This window comes from Streptacidiphilus jiangxiensis (assembly GCF_900109465.1).
GTDB classification, from domain to species: Bacteria; Actinomycetota; Actinomycetes; order Streptomycetales; family Streptomycetaceae; genus Streptacidiphilus; species Streptacidiphilus jiangxiensis.
Genome location: NZ_FOAZ01000031.1, coordinates 43,724 through 58,207, shown reverse-complemented (window position 1 = coordinate 58,207; position 14,484 = coordinate 43,724). Strand labels below are relative to the sequence as shown.

Annotated in this window: 12 protein-coding genes; 4 read left to right on the top strand and 8 right to left on the bottom strand. The window is 73.3% G+C overall.

All coding sequences use genetic code 11. From position 1 onward, the window contains the following. The first annotated feature begins 16 nt into the window (after window positions 1-16). Window positions 17-616, top strand: coding sequence for an HdeD family acid-resistance protein (locus BMY61_RS38200; protein WP_042452679.1), 600 nt, complete (start codon window positions 17-19; stop codon window positions 614-616). On the opposite strand, the gene BMY61_RS38195 is transcribed toward BMY61_RS38200, so the two are convergent. From BMY61_RS38195 to BMY61_RS38165, 7 genes are all read right to left on the bottom strand, one after another. After that, complete coding sequence (locus tag BMY61_RS38195) at window positions 593-2,590, bottom strand: acetoacetate--CoA ligase (protein ID WP_042452682.1); 1,998 nt, start codon at window positions 2,588-2,590, stop codon at window positions 593-595. The two genes, BMY61_RS38200 and BMY61_RS38195, sit on opposite strands and share 24 nt — an antisense overlap. A 43-nt stretch (window positions 2,591-2,633) precedes the next feature. Next, window positions 2,634-3,275: an RBBP9/YdeN family alpha/beta hydrolase gene (locus tag BMY61_RS38190; RefSeq protein WP_236656282.1), complete on the bottom strand. Its 642-nt coding sequence runs from the start codon at window positions 3,273-3,275 to the stop codon at window positions 2,634-2,636. Continuing rightward, window positions 3,272-4,594, bottom strand: coding sequence for an MFS transporter (locus tag BMY61_RS38185; RefSeq protein WP_042452685.1), 1,323 nt, complete (start codon window positions 4,592-4,594; stop codon window positions 3,272-3,274). Before BMY61_RS38185 ends, BMY61_RS38190 begins: the two co-directional genes overlap by 4 nt. A gap of 45 nt (window positions 4,595-4,639) precedes the next feature. Next, window positions 4,640-5,542: a TauD/TfdA dioxygenase family protein gene (locus BMY61_RS38180; protein WP_082015287.1), complete on the bottom strand. Its 903-nt coding sequence runs from the start codon at window positions 5,540-5,542 to the stop codon at window positions 4,640-4,642. A gap of 16 nt (window positions 5,543-5,558) precedes the next feature. Further along, window positions 5,559-6,533 carry a quinone oxidoreductase family protein gene (locus BMY61_RS38175; protein WP_042452687.1) on the bottom strand — a complete coding sequence of 325 codons (975 nt, stop codon included), beginning with the start codon at window positions 6,531-6,533 and terminating at the stop codon, window positions 5,559-5,561. A 317-nt stretch (window positions 6,534-6,850) separates the two neighbouring features. Next, entirely contained in the window at window positions 6,851-7,930 is a 1,080-nt protein-coding gene (locus BMY61_RS38170) for a beta-keto acid cleavage family enzyme (protein ID WP_042452690.1), read from the bottom strand. Between the two features lie 149 nt (window positions 7,931-8,079). Next, on the bottom strand, window positions 8,080-9,081 hold the full coding sequence (locus BMY61_RS38165; RefSeq protein ID WP_042452692.1) for an AraC family transcriptional regulator: 1,002 nt from the start codon (window positions 9,079-9,081) through the stop codon (window positions 8,080-8,082). A gap of 147 nt (window positions 9,082-9,228) precedes the next feature. On the opposite strand from BMY61_RS38165, the gene BMY61_RS38160 reads away from it, so the two are divergent. Both BMY61_RS38160 and BMY61_RS38155 read left to right on the top strand, forming a co-directional pair. Further along, window positions 9,229-10,341, top strand: a complete 1,113-nt coding sequence (locus tag BMY61_RS38160) for a TauD/TfdA family dioxygenase (protein ID WP_042452693.1) — start codon at window positions 9,229-9,231, stop codon at window positions 10,339-10,341. Window positions 10,342-10,365: 24 nt separating this feature from the next. Then, window positions 10,366-11,859 (top strand): long-chain-fatty-acid--CoA ligase, encoded by a 1,494-nt coding sequence (locus tag BMY61_RS38155; protein ID WP_042452696.1) that lies wholly within the window; start codon window positions 10,366-10,368, stop codon window positions 11,857-11,859. A gap of 40 nt (window positions 11,860-11,899) precedes the next feature. Here BMY61_RS38155 and pdxR read toward each other — a convergent pair whose 3' ends face one another. Continuing rightward, window positions 11,900-13,507 (bottom strand): MocR-like pyridoxine biosynthesis transcription factor PdxR, encoded by a 1,608-nt coding sequence (gene pdxR, locus BMY61_RS38150; RefSeq protein WP_075004223.1) that lies wholly within the window; start codon window positions 13,505-13,507, stop codon window positions 11,900-11,902. Window positions 13,508-13,536: 29 nt separating this feature from the next. Here pdxR and BMY61_RS38145 point away from each other — a divergent pair, with 29 nt between their 5' ends. Then, the gene (locus tag BMY61_RS38145) at window positions 13,537-14,469 is read left to right on the top strand and encodes a DMT family transporter (protein ID WP_042452700.1); all 933 of its coding nucleotides are present in this window, start codon (window positions 13,537-13,539) and stop codon (window positions 14,467-14,469) included. Window positions 14,470-14,484 lie beyond the last annotated feature (15 nt).

Below are 14,484 nucleotides of genomic sequence, written 5' to 3'. Positions count from 1 at the left end.
GACCGGGCGGACAGCCATGTCCAGCGTTCCGGCCCCCGCGCCGCCCTCGGAGCGAGACCCCGGCGACGTCCTCGGTGACGTCGGCGCCTCCTGGGTGTGGTGGCTCGTCGGCGGGATCCTCACCCTGGTCGCCGGCATCATCCTGTTGAGCTGGCCGCACGCGTCGGTGCGCGTCGTCGCGATCATCATCGGTCTGCAACTGTTGCTGTCCGGCGTGATCCGCTTCGTCCGGGCCTTCGGACATCGAGATCCGACGGACAGCAGCCGCGTGCTCCAGGTGCTGGTGGCCCTGCTGGCGGTGCTGGCCGGTGTCCTGGTGCTGCGGCACCAGCTGCAGACCGTCGGCTTCATCACGATCCTGGTCGGCCTGTACTGGCTGGTCGCCGGGATCGTGACCATCTACCTCGCCATCGACCGGCAGATCCCGCACCGGGGCTGGATCTTCGGACTCGGCGCACTCGGTGTCGCCGCCGGGGTGGTGCTGCTCAGCTCGCCCGTGGACACCGCCGTCGCGCTCACCCGGCTGCTGGGCGTCTGGCTGATCCTTCTCGGCCTGCTCGACGTGCTGCTCGCGATCGTCGTGCGGATGCGGCTACGACGCGCCGGACCGCCGTGAGGCCGCGTACGCGGCGAACCAGTCGAGCATCTCCGGGTGCAGTACCGCACCCGGGCTGCTCACGGTCTCCGGGCTCGCGCCCTGGAGGATGCGCTTGACCGGCACCTCCAGCTTCTTGCCGGTGAGGGTGCGCGGTACGGCGGTCACGCAGACGATGTCGTCGGGCACGTGCCGCGGCGAGAGGCCGCCGCGGAGCGCGCTGCGGATCCGGGCGCGCAGCGCGTCGTCGAGTTCGTCGTCCCAGGTGACGACGAACAGCGGCATCCAGTAGCCGCCGTCGTCGAGTTCGACGCCCAGCACGAGGCTGTCCGCGATCTCCGGCAGTTGCTCGACCACCGCGTAGACGTCGGCCGAGCCCATCCGCACACCCATCCGGTTGAGCGTGGAGTCCGAGCGGCCCGAGACCTCGACCGACAGGTCGGCGTGGACGGTCACCCAGTCGCCGTGGCGCCAGACGCCCGGGTAGGTGTCGAAGTAGCTTGCGCGGTACCGCGCGCCGTCCGGGTCCCCGACGAAGCGCAGCGGCATCGACGGCAGCGGCGCGGTGACCACCAGCTCCCCCTGCTCGCCGGTCAGCGGGCGGCCTGCCGGGTCCCAGGCGGCCAGCGCCACTCCGAGCGCGGGGGCCTGGATCCGGCCGACCCGCACCGGCAGCAACGCCGAGCCGCCCGCCAGGGCGGAGCAGACGTCCGTGCCGCCGCAGATCGACTGGAGGTGGACACCGGGAAACCGCTCGTGGGCCCAGCGCCAGGTGCTCGGCGCGAGCGCGGAGCCCGTCTGCAGGATCGTGCGCAGCCGGGACAGGTCGAGATCGTCGGCGGGCCTGGCCCCGGCCTTCTCCCCGGCCGCGAGGTAGGCCGCGCCGACGCCGACCACCGTGGCGCCGGTGCGCTCGGCGACCCACCAGGCGCCGTCGATGTCCGGGTAGGTGGGGCTGCCGTCGTGGAGGATCACGGTGCAGCCGAGCAGCAGGCCGCCGACCAGGAAGTTCCACACCATCCAGCTGGTGGAGGTGACGAAGAGGAACCGGTCCTCCGGGCGCAGGTCCGCGCCCAGCCCGAGGGCCTTGAGCAGTTCGAGCGTGATGCCGCCGTGGCCCTGGACGATGCCCTTGGGGACGCCGGTGGTCCCCGATGACCATAGGATCCACAGCGGGTGGTCGAACGGCACCTCGACGAAGCGCGGGGGCCCGGCCGCCGCGGGCAGAGCGGCCCAGGCGTGCTGGACCAGGTCCGGACGCCCGGGCGCCCACGGCTCCTCGGCGGGGTCCGCCGGCGGGTGGAGGTTCTCCACCGCCAGCAGATGACGCAGCGTCGGCAGCCCGGCGGCGAGCTCGGCGACCTCCGCGCGCCGGTCGAACTCCTTGCCGCCCCACCGGTAGCCGTCCGCGGCGACGAGCACCTTGGGTCGGGCCTGCCGCAGCCGGGCGAGGACGCTCGGGGTGCCGAAGTCCGGGGAGCAGACCGTCCACACGGCCCCCAGGGAGGCGGTGGCCAGCAGGGTGACCACCGCCTGCGGCAGGTTGGGCAGGTAGCCGGCGACGCAGTCGCCGGACTCCACGCCCATGCCCCGCAACGCCTCCGCCACCGTGGCGACCTGATGGCGCAACTCGGCCCAGGAGAGCTCCACCAGGACGCCGCTGTCGTCCACGCCGACGAGCGCGGGACGCTCGCTCGTGGCCCGGGCGAGACAGCGTTCGGCGAAGTTGAGCCGGGCCCCCGGGAACCAGGCCGCGCCGGGCATCGAGGCGTCGGCGAGGACCTGGTCGTAGCCGCTGACGGCGTCCAGACCGTGGAACTCCCACACCGCCGACCAGAAGGCGGCCAGGTCGGTGGTGCTCCAGCGCCACAGCTCGGCGTAGCCGTCGAGGCGCAGGTCGCGGTTGAGCTCCAGCCAGCGCAGGAACTGGGCGACGTTGGAGTGCTCCAGCTGCTCGGGTCCGGGGGACCAGAGCAGGTCGGGATCGTTCGTCATGGTTCGGCTTCCGGGGGTGAGGGATCGGACGGTCGGACGGGTGTCAGACCAGTTCGCGCAGAAACTCCTCGGCGCGCGGCCACGGCCCGTAGCCGGAGGCCGGGTTGAGGTGGCCGACCGCGCCGACCTCGACGACCCGGCTGCCCCAGCCCCGGGCCAGGTCACGGACCCGGTCGAGGCCGGCCAGCGGGTCGTCGGAGCTGGCCACGACCAGGCTGGGGAACGGCAGCGGCTCCCGGGGGACGGGGAACCAGCCGTTGGTCTCCAGGACCTCCTTGCTCGGATGCGGCGGGTGCATCGGCTGGTCGAGGTCGGGCGGGGTGGCGAGCAGCGCGCCGCGGACCTTGTCGTCGGTGCGGTCAAGGCCGGCCCGGTGGACGGTGGCCCAGTGGACGGTGATCAGCACCCCGGCGCTGTGGGCGACCAGCACGACCGGGCCCGGCGCGGACGTGACGGCCTCGTCCAGGGCCGCGACGCGCGCGGCGCAGGAGAACCGGTCGTCCGCGTCGGCCGGGGCGAGCGTGCGGACCTGGCGCCCGGCCGAGGCGAGTGCCTCGGCGAGGTGCGTCTGCCAGTGCTCGGCGACGTGGTCGCGCAGACCGGGCACGATGATCACCGTCGTGTCGTCGGCGCCGGCGACGTCGCCGTCGGACACCGGGTGGGAGGGAACGCGGGAGGTGGTCACAGGTAGTCCAGTCGCGTCGTGGCGCTGTCGCGCTGCAGGGCGGCGACGAGCCTGAGGTTGAAGTAACGGCGCCCGACCAGGAAGGCGACCGTGGCGGGCAGGGAGACGAGTGGCAGGACCGCCAGGGCGCTCTTCAGGCCGAGGTGGTCGGCGAGCATGCCGGTCACGGCCGGGCCGGGGGCGAGACCGAGCAGGCTGTTGGCGAGCGTGAGGGTGGCGAACGCCGTTGCCGAGATCGCGGTGGGCGTCAGGTTGGCGACCATCGCCGCAGCGGGGCCGGCGGTTCCGGCCGAGAGCAGCGAGCCGAGGGCGAGCAGGAGCAGCTGCGGAGCACCGTTCGGGAGCCGGAACGCTCCGATCAGCAGCACCATGGAGGCGAGGCAGCAGCCGATCGCCACCGTCCATTTGCGCACCGGCGCGATCCGGTCCAGCCGGTCCGAGAGCATGCCGGCGCCGATCATGCCGATCCCGATGACCAGGGCGAAGATCCCGGCGGTGGCGCCGGCCTTCGCGGAGGCCATGTGGTAGTAGCGGTTGAAGTAGCTGGGCAGCCAGGCGATGAGGGCCGCGCAGACCGCGAACTGCAGGCCGCTGCCCACGTAGGCGCAGACCACCGATACCGAGGAGAACAGCTTGGGCAGATGACGCCGGATGCGGGTCCGGGACTCGGGATCCGCGGCCGCGTCCTCGACGGGCTTCAACCGCTGCTCGGTCACCACCAGGGCGTAGACGACCGCCAGCACCAGCCCGAAGAGACCCATCGCGCCGAAGGCCCAGCGCCAGCCGGCCTGTTGGGCGATCGCGCCGCCGAGCGCCACGCCGAGGACGGAGCCGAAGGCGCCACCGGCGATGAACGCGCCGGAGAGGGTGGCCCGCAGGGTGACCGGGAAGACGCTCAGCACCACGGCGATACCGACGCTGCCGTAGGCCGCCTCGCCGACGCCGACGAAGACGCGGCCGAGCAGCATCTGCCCGTAACTCGCCGCCAGCGCGCAGCCGATGGTGGCCAGGCTCCAGATCGTGGCGGCCAGGACGAGGCTGCGGACCCGCCCCCAGCGGTCGGCCAGCAGCGACATGGGGAAGGTCAGCAGGCCGACCATCAACGCCACGACACCACTCAGTGTTCCCAACTTGGCGTCGGAGAGCACCCACTGGGACTTCAGGAGTGGAAAGACCGCGTTGAGCACCTGCCGTGACATGTAGTCACTGAGGAGCAGGCCGAACGAGAGAGCGAAGACCAGCCAGGCGTAGCGCCTGGAGACGGCCGGTGCGGAGGACGTCGTCCCCGGCACGGCCCCGACAGTGATGGGGAACCCCATTGTCGCCACCTCACCTTTCCCGGTTCATCCGGTTCGAAGCGAAACTCAGAAGGGTCTGTCGCCGACGATCTCCGCGCGTTCCATCGTGCGAACGGCGGGCCAGTAGTCCTGGACGGCGTAGTGCTGGGTGGAGCGGTTGTCCCAGATGGCGACGGCGCCCGGCGTCCAGCGCCAGCGCACCTGGTACTCGGGGACGGCCGCCTGGCTGATCAGGTAGCCGAGCAGTTGGGCGGCCCCCGGCGCGTAGTCCTGGCCGAAGCGGACCCGCTCGGGCGTGTGGAAGTTGACGAAGTGCGTGGCGAAGGCGTTGACGAACAGCGACTTCTCGCCGGTCTCCGGGTGGGTGCGCACCACCGGGTGCTCCGCGTCGGGGAACTGCGCCGCCAGGGCGTGGCGCTGCTCGATCGGCAGCACGGCGCCGAAGGTGGCCTCGATGCTGTGGCGGGCCCGCAGGCCCTCGATCTGGGTCTTGACGTGCTCCGGCAGCCGCCGGTAGGCCTCGACCATGTCGACCCAGATGGTGTCGCCGCCGACGGGCGGGGTCTCGACGCAGCGCAGCACCGCGCCCATGCCGGGGCGTTCGCGCCAGGTTCCGTCGGTGTGCAGGGCGTTCTCGTAGTCGGGCTTCTTCTCCGGGCCCCGGGCGATGCGGACCAGGCCCGGGTGGTCCGGGTCGCTCCCGGCGACGGGGTGGTCCATCAGCGGGCCGAAGCGCTGGGCGAAGGCGACGTGCTCGGCGCGGCTGAAGGTCTGGTCCCGCAGGAAGAGCACCCGGTGCCGCAGCAGCAGCGCGCGGATCTCGGTGAACAACTCGTCGTCGCCGATCGCGTCGGCGAGGTTCACGCCGTGCAGTTGGGCACCGATGGTGCAGGTCAGCCGCTCGGCCTCGACGATGCCGCGGACCTGCGGCGGGGCCTGGGTGGTCGGTGTCTCGACGGTCTGGGTCATGAGGGTCTCCTGACGGTCAGGGGATCAGCACGGAGGAGCCGGTGGTGCGGCCGGACTCCAGGTCCTGGTGCGCCCGCACCGCGTCGGCGAGGGCGTAGCGCTGGTTGATCCCGACGGTGATGCGTCCGGCGGCGACGTGTCCGAACAGCTCGCCGGAGAGCTCGGCCCGCTCGGCGGGGTCGGCGATGTAGTCGGCGAGCGCCGGCCGGGTGACGAACACCGAACCAGCGAGGGCGAGTTGCATCGCGTCGATGGGCGGGACCGGGCCGGAGGCGGTGCCGAAGCAGACCAGCAGGCCGCGGCGCTTCAGCGAGGCGAGGGAGGAGGCGAAGGTGTCCTGGCCGATGCTGTCGAGGGCCACCGGCACGCCCGCGCCGTCGGTCAGCTCCCGCACCCGCTCGGCGAGGTTCTCGCGGCGGTAGAAGACGACGTGGTCGACGCCGTGGGCGCGGGCCAGCTCCGCCTTCTGCTCGGTGGAGACGGTGCCGATGACCGTCAGGCCGAGCAGCTTCGCCCACTGCGCGACGATCAGTCCGACGCCGCCGGCTGCCGCGTGCAACAGGATCGTGTCGCCCGCCTTCAGCGGCGCGATCCGCCGCATCAGGTAGGCGGCGGTGAGGCCGCGCATGGTGCTTCCGGCGGCGGTCTCGCAGCTGATCGGGTCGGGCAGCGCGATGAGCGAGCCGGCGGGCATCACGCGTTCGGTGCTGTAGGCGCCGAGCGGGCTGCCGGTGTAGGTGACCCGGTCGCCGGGGGCGAGGTGGGTCACCCCCTCGCCGACCGCCTCCACCACACCGGCTCCCTCGACGCCCATGCCCGCGGGCAGCGGCGCCGGGTACAGCCCGGTGCGGAAGTAGGTGTCGGCGAAGTTCAACCCGACCGCCTCGTGCCGGACCCGGACCTCGCCGGGGCCGGGCTCACCGACCTCGACGTCCTCCAGACGCAGCACGTCGGGGCCGCCGGTCTCGTGGAAGCGGATGGCCTTGGCCACAGGGGTACTCCGTTGTTCGATGGTGCGACGACGACGGGGGTGCCGCCGCCGCGGGGAAAGACCCGGCCGGGCCGGCCGCAAGGACGGCAGGCGCTCCGGACGGCCCCACGGCCGCGACGACCAGGGGGCGAGGGAGGCCCAGAGTCTCGGCCCGACCCGCGCGGCAGGTGGTCGGCGTTGGCCGATGGGGTGCGAGATCCGGGGTCTCGGCTGATCCCGCCCGGGCGGGCGGGGGCGGTCACGGGCGTACCGCGTGAGAGATCAGGGCGGGCGCGGCAGTTGCCCGCCCGTGACCGCCGCTTGGGGGGCCGGGCGGGTCAGACCAGGGAGCGGTCGCCCTCGGGGCGCAGCATGAAGCCGCGCTGCCCGGGCCGGCGGTTGGGGACCATGCCGAGACGGGCCAGCGTCTCGTCGGCGTCGGCGTAGTACTCGCCGATGTGGTAGATCTCGCGAGCCTCGCGGCCGGTCGCGATGTCACGGCCGAGGCCCTCGGAGATCTTGGCCAACTGCTCGATCTGCTGGACCGTAGTCATCCGCTCACCCTTGCGGCCCCACAGGTTGTCCTCGTTGCCGACGCGGACGTGCTGGCCGAGCGCGATCGCGACGGCGCCCATCGGCGCGACGGCGCGCATCGACGCCTCGATGGTGAGCGTGGCGCCGTCCGGCACCCGGCGGATGAACTCGATCAGGTCGGCCGGGTGGCGGCCGGCGAAACCGCCGCCGATGGCGACGTAGTTGAGGGTCAGCGGGCCGGTGTAGACGCCCTTGCGGATCAGCCGCTCCACCGTCTCCAGCTGGGCCAGCGTCGCGAGCTGGAAGTGTGCCTGGATGCCGTTGGCCTGGAGGCGCTTGAGGTGCTCCAGATAGAAGTCCGGTCCGGCCTCCAGGTACATGTCCCGGTAAGCCTTGTACAGCGCCGGGTTCTTGCCGACGGAGGTGCCCTCGATGTCCTCGTCGTCGAAGAGCTCGACGATGTTCATCTGGCTGGTGTTGATGGCGATGGTGACCTGGTCGGGCTTCGGGTCGAGCTCGGCCAGCAGGTGGCGGGTGTCGTAGCTGAGCCACTTGGCCTCGGCGCCCTCGTCGTCCGACTCGGGGGCGAACGAGATGGACCCGCCGATCTGCAGCACCATGTCCGGGACGGCCTGGCGCAGCCGCGCCATCAGCTCGTTGAACATCGACATGCGCTTGGAGCCGTGGCCGTCGAGCTCGCGGACGTGGATGTGCAGGACGGTCGCACCGGCGTTGTAGCAGTCGACCGCGGCCTGCACGTGCTCGTCCATGGTGAGCGGGATGTCCTCGGCGTCGCCGGGCAGCCACTCGGGCCCGTAGGGGGCCGCCTGGATGACGAGCTTCTCCTGGTTCTCCGGGTACAGCGAGTCGTCGTGGAAGTGCACGGTCCGTCTCCTCAGAGGGGTGGGGATGGCCGGCCGCTGAAGAAGAGGCGGCGGAGTGCAGCCACCGTAGGTCGGCGGGAACCGGCGCGCTTTACCCGTGGAGACGAGGTACTTGCCAATTCGGGACATCACCTCGGCGCAGGGGGACGTCAGGCGTGCTGCGCGCGCCAGTCGCGGGCGCTGCAGCCGAACTGTTCGCGGAACCAGCGCGAGAAGGCGCTCGGTGAGGAGAAGCCGAGGAGCCCGGAGATCTCCGTCAGCGACCGCCGCGGACTGGCCACCAGCTGCTCGGCCAACTCCCTTCGGGTGGAGCCCAGCAGCGACGAGAAGCTCTCGCCGGACTCCGCCAGCCAGCGGTGCACCGTGCGGCGGTCCACGCCGAGGCTGTGTGCCACCTGCTCGACCGAGCAGTTGCCGGTGGGCAGCAGCACCTCGATCAGCTCGCGCACCCGGTCGACGGCCGCCGCGTCGTCCTTGGGGGAGGCGATCGCGTCGAAGAACTGGCGGGCGTAGGTGAGCAGTTGCGGATCGGCGAGGGCGTTGGCGGTGTCCAGGTCGGCCGCGTAGAAGACCATGCCGTTGAACTCGCGCTCGAACTCCACGACGGGGCCGAAGATTCGCCGGTGCGTGCCGGTGTCGGCGGGGGCGCGGTGGGTGAAGCAGACGCTGAGCGGCTGCCAGCGCCCGCCCATGAACCCGCGCACCACCCGGTGGTACGCCGCCACGGCGAGCTCGGTCGCCTGCCGTATCTCCATCCGCTCGCCCGGATCCACGGTGACCTTGAGGCTGGCCAGCCCCTGGGCCTCGACCAGGCGGGTGTGCAGGGCCTCGTTGTACATGTCCTGGTGGCGCAGCAGCAGCTCCACCGCGCTGCGGACGTTCGGCTCCTCCCGCACGACCAGGCCGATCGGCCCGAGCGTGGACAGTCGGCGGTACTCGGCCACCCGCAGTCCGAAGTCCTCGCGGCCGGACTCCGCGGCCGACAGCTCCAGCAGCTGCACGCACGCCACGGCCGAGATCCAGCGGTCCTGGACGGCCAGGGCGGCGGCGTCGAGTCCGACGCGACGCAGCAGCGTCTGCGGATCGAGTCCCAGGGACCGGCTGAGCTCGATGTAGCCCTGCAGCGCGGCGGTGCGGACAAGGGGTTTCACAGGCGGTTCCGTTCTCTCGCGGCCACCCCGTGTCCCGAGAAGGTAAGCGATCCGTCCCGCCAGGACAAGCATCACTCGGCGCGGCTGCCTACTGTTCCTGCCACCGGGTGAGCGTCGCCGTCGCCCCCGGGCTTCCAGGAGGTTCCCATGGTGCTGCATCCGCGACTCCAGCATCCGTTCCATCCGCCCTTCCCTCTGGCGAAGGGCCCCGCCGTCTGGCGCGGGCCGGAGCTGAGCGCGACCGTGACCACCGCGGAGCTCGACGCCGGGCACGTGCGGGAGCTGGAGCAGGCGCTGCGGGTGGCCCGGCAGCGCGACGTGCCGCTGCTCCGCCTCACCCACGAGGACTTCCCGCTGCCGCGCACGGCCGCACTGCTGCGCCGCCTCGCGAAGAAGCTGGAGCACGGACGCGGCTTCGTCCTGCTCAAGGGCCTGCCCGTCGAGCGGCTCGGGACGGCCGACGTGAGCACCGTGTTCTGGTGCGTCGGCCGTCACCTCGGCGTGGCGGTGTCGCAGAACGCGGCGGGCCACATGCTCGGACACGTCATGGACACCGGTCGCGACCTGGCCGATCCCGCCACCCGCGGCTACCAGACCCGGGCCGCGCTGCCCTTCCACAGCGACCCGGCCGACGTGACGGCGCTGCTCCAGCTGAGCGCCCCGCGGACGGGCGGCCGGATCTCGCTGGTCAGCTCCGGCGCGCTGCACAACGCCGTGCTGGAGCGGCGCCCCGACCTGGCCGCCCGGCTGTTCCGTCGCCACCGCCTGGACCGCCGTGAGGAGCACGAGCCCGGCGAGCTCCCCTGGCACGAGCTCCCGCTCGCCGTCTGGCAGGACGGGCGGCTGAGCCTGCGCTACGACCGCCTGCGGCTGGACTCCGCCCGGCGCTTCCGCCAGGAGCCCCGGCCGCAGCCGGCGGACGCCGAACTCTTCGACCTGCTGGACGACCTGGCCGCCTCGCCCGGTTTCCGCCACGAACTGCAGCTGGAGGTGGGTGACGTGCTGCTGCTCAACAACCACGCGGTGCTGCACAGCCGCGAGGCGTTCGAGGACGGCCCCGACCCGGCCCACCGACGTCACCTGCTGCGACTGTGGCTGACCCCGCATCAGCCCCGTTCGCTGCCGGACGCGTTCTGGGGCGGGGCGACCGCGGCGGGAGCGGGCCGCGGTGGTGTGCCGCCGTGCGACGTCGTCTCCCCGGTCCGAGCTCCGCTCGCCCACTTCCCCTCTCGCCCCTCCGCCCTGACCTCCGTCCGCTGATCCCCACCCCCGGAGCCGCCGACCATGACCAACCTCGCCTCGCTGCTGATCGGCACGGCCGCCACCGGCCCCGGCCGGACCGCCGTACGACAGGACGACGTCGCCCTCGGCTACGCCGAGCTCGACGACCTCAGCGCCCGCACCGCCGCGCTGCTGCGGTCACGCGGGGTCCGGCCGGGTGACCGGGTCGCGCTGATCATGCCGAACATCGTGCAGTTCCCTGTCGCCTACTACGGGATCCTGCGCGCCGGCGCCGTGGTCGTGCCGCTCAACCCGCTGCTGAAGGCCCGGGAGATCGCGTTCGCCCTGGGCGACTCGGGCGCGCAAATCGTGCTGACCGCTCCGTCCTCCGCCGCGGAGGCCCGGGAGGCCGTCCTCGGGACCGGCGGCGAGTGCCTGGTCGTCGAGCCCGGGGAGGACGAGGAGCGGCTGCGCGACCACGCCCCGCTGCCCGGCTGCGTCGACCGCGCGGACGACGACATCGCGCTGATCCTCTACACCTCCGGCACCACCGGAACGCCCAAGGGCGCGCAGCTGACCCACCGGAACCTGCTCTCCAACACCGCCACCACCGTGGAGACCCTGTTCCGGGCCGGCCCGGACGACGTGCTCTTCGGCGGCCTGCCGCTCTTCCACGCCTTCGGCCAGACCTGCGCTCTCAACACCGCCGTGGCCGCCGGGGCCACCCTCACACTGCTGCCGCGGTTCGACCCGCAGCGGGCCCTGGAGATCATGCGCCGCGACGCGGTCACCGTCTTCCTGGGCGTGCCCACCATGTACACCGCGCTGCTCCAGGCCGTCCCTGCCGAGGCCGACGCTCCGGCGGCGCTGCGCCTCGCGGTCTCGGGTGGCGCGGCGCTGCCCGTCGAGGTGCTGCACGGGTTCGAACGGCGTTTCGGCGTGCCGGTCCTGGAGGGCTACGGCCTCTCGGAGACCTCACCCGTCGCCGCGTTCAACCCGCCGGACCGGCCGCGCAAGCCCGGCTCGATCGGCCTGCCCGTGCGCGGCGTGCAACTGCGCCTGGTCGGATCCGACGGCGGCGACGCCCCGGACGGCGAGATCGGCGAGATCGCGGTGCGCGGCGAGAACGTCATGGCCGGCTATCGCAACCGCCCCGAGGCCACGGCCGAGGCCCTGCGCGACGGCTGGTTCCTCACCGGCGATCTGGCGGTCCGGGACGCCGAGGGCTACTACTTCGTCGTCGACCGGAAGAAGGACATGATCATCCGCGGCGGCTACAACGTCTACCCGCGCGAGATCGAGGAGGTCCTCTACGAGCATCCGGCCGTCGCCGAGGCCGCCGTCGTCGGGGTGCCCCACGCGGTGCACGGGGAGGAGGTCGCCGCAGTGGTCCGCCTCAAGCCCGGCGCCCAGGCCGGGGCCGAGGAGCTCCGCGCCCACGTGCGGGCGCGCGTCGCCGCCTACAAGTACCCGCGCGTGGTCCGCCTCGTCGAGGAACTGCCGAAGGGACCGACCGGCAAGATCCTCAAGCGCGAGATCGTCGTCCCGCCGCACTGATCCACGGGTGGCGCCGGTCTTCGGCGGCGCCGGCGGCCCGTCAGCCGTCGCGGCGCAGATCCCCCAGCGCGGCGGCGAGCAGGGAGACGCCCTCGTCGATCTCGTGGGCCGGGTCCGCCGCGTAGCCGAGTACAAGGCCCGGAGGGCCCGGCTGGATGCGGTGCCAGGAGAGCGGGTGGACCTTGACGCCGCGGGCGAGCGCCGCCGAGGCGAGCGCGGTGTCGTCGAGGTCGCCGAAGGCGCCGTCGAAGGTCACCGTCAGGTGCAGGCCCGCCGCCGCACCGTGCACGCGGGCGGCGGGCAGGTGGGCCGCGAGCGCCCGCAGCATGACGTCCCGGCGCTTGCGGTGGCGCAGCCGGACATGGCGCAGATGCCGTTCCAGCTCGCCGGAGTCCATCAGCCGGGCCAGGACGAGCTGGGTGAGCACGCCGTTGCCGAGGTCGGCGTGCCGCTTCGCGGCCACGATCGCCTCGCGGCGCTCCGGCGGCACCAGCAGCCAGCCGATCCGCAGGGCGGGTGCGAGCAGCTTGGAGACACTGCCCGCGTAGCAGACGCCCTCGGGCAGCAGGGAACGCAGCGCGGGCACCGGGGGCCGGTCGTAACGGTGCTCGGCGTCGTAGTCGTCCTCGATCACCAGGCCGCCGTCGGCCACCCAGGCGAGCAGCTCGCGCCGACGCTCCCCGTCCAGAACCGCTCCGGTGGGGAACTGGTGGGCCGGGGTGAGCAGCACGGCGCGGGCGCCGCAGGCACGCAACGCGCGGACGTCGAGCCCTCCGGCGTCCACCGGCACCGGCACGAGCGTGAGCCCGACGTACTCCAGCTGTTGGCGGGCGCCCAGCGATCCCGGGTCCTCGACGGCGACCGGGCCGATCCCCTCCGCCAGCAGGACCGGCCCGAGCAGGGCGAGGGCCTGGGCCACCCCCGCGACCACCACCACCTCGTCCGGGTCGGCCAGGATGCCGCGGTTGCGCGCCAGCCAGCCCACGACCGCCCGCCGCAGGGCCGGGGCGCCGCGGGGGTCGCCGTAGCCGAAGTCGGCCGGGGTGAGACCGGCCAGCACGGCGCGCTCGGCGCGCAGCCACGCGGTGCGGGGGAAGGCGGCCAGATCGGGAACGCCGGGGGAGAAGTCGATCCGGCAGGGCAGGGTGCGCAGAGTGTCGACGACGCCTTCGCGCTCCGCCGACCCGAACAACGCGGCGCCGCACTCCGCCTCGCCGTCCGGGAGGCGCGCGTCGGGTCGGACAGCCGGCTGGGCCGGTGGCTGCACCGGCGCTCCGGTGGCGGGCCGGTCGAGGGGGCGGGCCGGCGGCCGGGCGGAGGGCCGGACGGGAGCGGCCACGACCACCGTGCCCAGTCGGCCGCGCCCGGCGATCTGACCGGATTCGGCGAGCCGCCGGTAGGCCTCGATCACCACGCCCCGGGTGACCCGCAACTCCTGGGCCAGCACCCGGCTGGCGGGCAGCCGTGTCCCGACCGGCAGCCGTCCGTCCGCGATGGCCGCCCGCAGCCGGTCGGCGAGCCAGGTCGTACGCCCGCCTGGCGGTGCCTCGTCGATGGCCAACTGCAGGAAGTCCGAGCCGACGACCGCGCCCGACGTCCCAGCGGACACTTTGGACCCCTTGTTCGGTGCCACGGTGGACCTGCCCATGGGTCCATTGTGCGGGCAGTGTGGACGGCATGGACCGAAACTCCCCACGGCTCGCGCAGCTCCTGCCCGGCATGGCCGGGATGGCGCTGGTCGGCGGCAGCGTGACCGTCTCCCGCACGCTCGTCGACGCGCCGCTGTTCACCTCCCAGGCCGTCCGGTATGCCGCCGCGACCGCCACCCTGCTGCTCCTCGCCCGGTTCGCCGGGGCCCGTGTGGTGCGGCCGCGCGGACGGGAGTGGCTGTGGCTGGCCGGGCTCGCGGTCAGCGGCCTGGTGCTGTTCAACGTGGCGGTGGTGCGCGGCGTCGCCCACGCGGAGCCGGCGGCGGTCGCCGTGGCGGTGGCCTGCGTGCCGCTGGTGCTCGGCCTGGTGGGCCCGCTGCTGGAGCGGCGCAGGCCGAGCCGGCAGGTGCTGCTCGCGGCGCCCGTGGTCATGCTCGGCGCCGTGCTGGTCGAGGGCACGGGCCGGACCGACGCCGTCGGCCTCGGCTGGGCGGCACTGGCCCTGTGCTGCGAGGCCGCGTTCACCCTGCTCGCCGTGCCGGTTCTGCCGCGGCACTCGCCGTGGGGCGTGTCCGTCCACGCGACGTGGATGGGCGCGGCGGTCTTCGCCACTCTCGGTGTGACGCGTGAAGGGCCGTCGGCCGTCACGAAGTTGACCATGACCCAGTGGGCGGCGACGGGGTACCTGGCCCTCATGGTGACGGCGGTCGCCTTCGTCCTGTGGTACTCGACCGTCCGCGCCGTCGGCGCGGGCCGCGCCGGACTGCTCACCGGCATCGCCCCACTGTCGGCGGCCCTGGTCGCCACCGCCTCGGGCACCGGCGCTCCGGGCGCCACGGTCTGGCTGGGCATCGCCGTGGTGATCGCCGGCCTCGTCCTCGGCCTGCGGCAACGGGCCGCCGAGCGGGCAGGCGTGGAGCCGGTCGGGGAGCCGGTCAGGGAGCCGGTCGGCCGGCGTTAGGGTGAGCGCGCAGGG

Coding starts and splice junctions, on each gene's coding strand:
- BMY61_RS38200 (WP_042452679.1), top strand. CDS start 17: ATGTCCAGCGTTCCGGCCCCCGCGCCGCCCTCGGAGCGAGACCCCGGC.
- BMY61_RS38195 (WP_042452682.1), bottom strand. CDS start 2,590: ATGACGAACGATCCCGACCTGCTCTGGTCCCCCGGACCCGAGCAGCTG.
- BMY61_RS38185 (WP_042452685.1), bottom strand. CDS start 4,594: ATGGGGTTCCCCATCACTGTCGGGGCCGTGCCGGGGACGACGTCCTCC.
- BMY61_RS38180 (WP_082015287.1), bottom strand. CDS start 5,542: ATGACCCAGACCGTCGAGACACCGACCACCCAGGCCCCGCCGCAGGTC.
- BMY61_RS38160 (WP_042452693.1), top strand. CDS start 9,229: ATGGTGCTGCATCCGCGACTCCAGCATCCGTTCCATCCGCCCTTCCCT.
- BMY61_RS38155 (WP_042452696.1), top strand. CDS start 10,366: ATGACCAACCTCGCCTCGCTGCTGATCGGCACGGCCGCCACCGGCCCC.
- pdxR (WP_075004223.1), bottom strand. CDS start 13,507: ATGGGCAGGTCCACCGTGGCACCGAACAAGGGGTCCAAAGTGTCCGCT.
- BMY61_RS38145 (WP_042452700.1), top strand. CDS start 13,537: ATGGACCGAAACTCCCCACGGCTCGCGCAGCTCCTGCCCGGCATGGCC.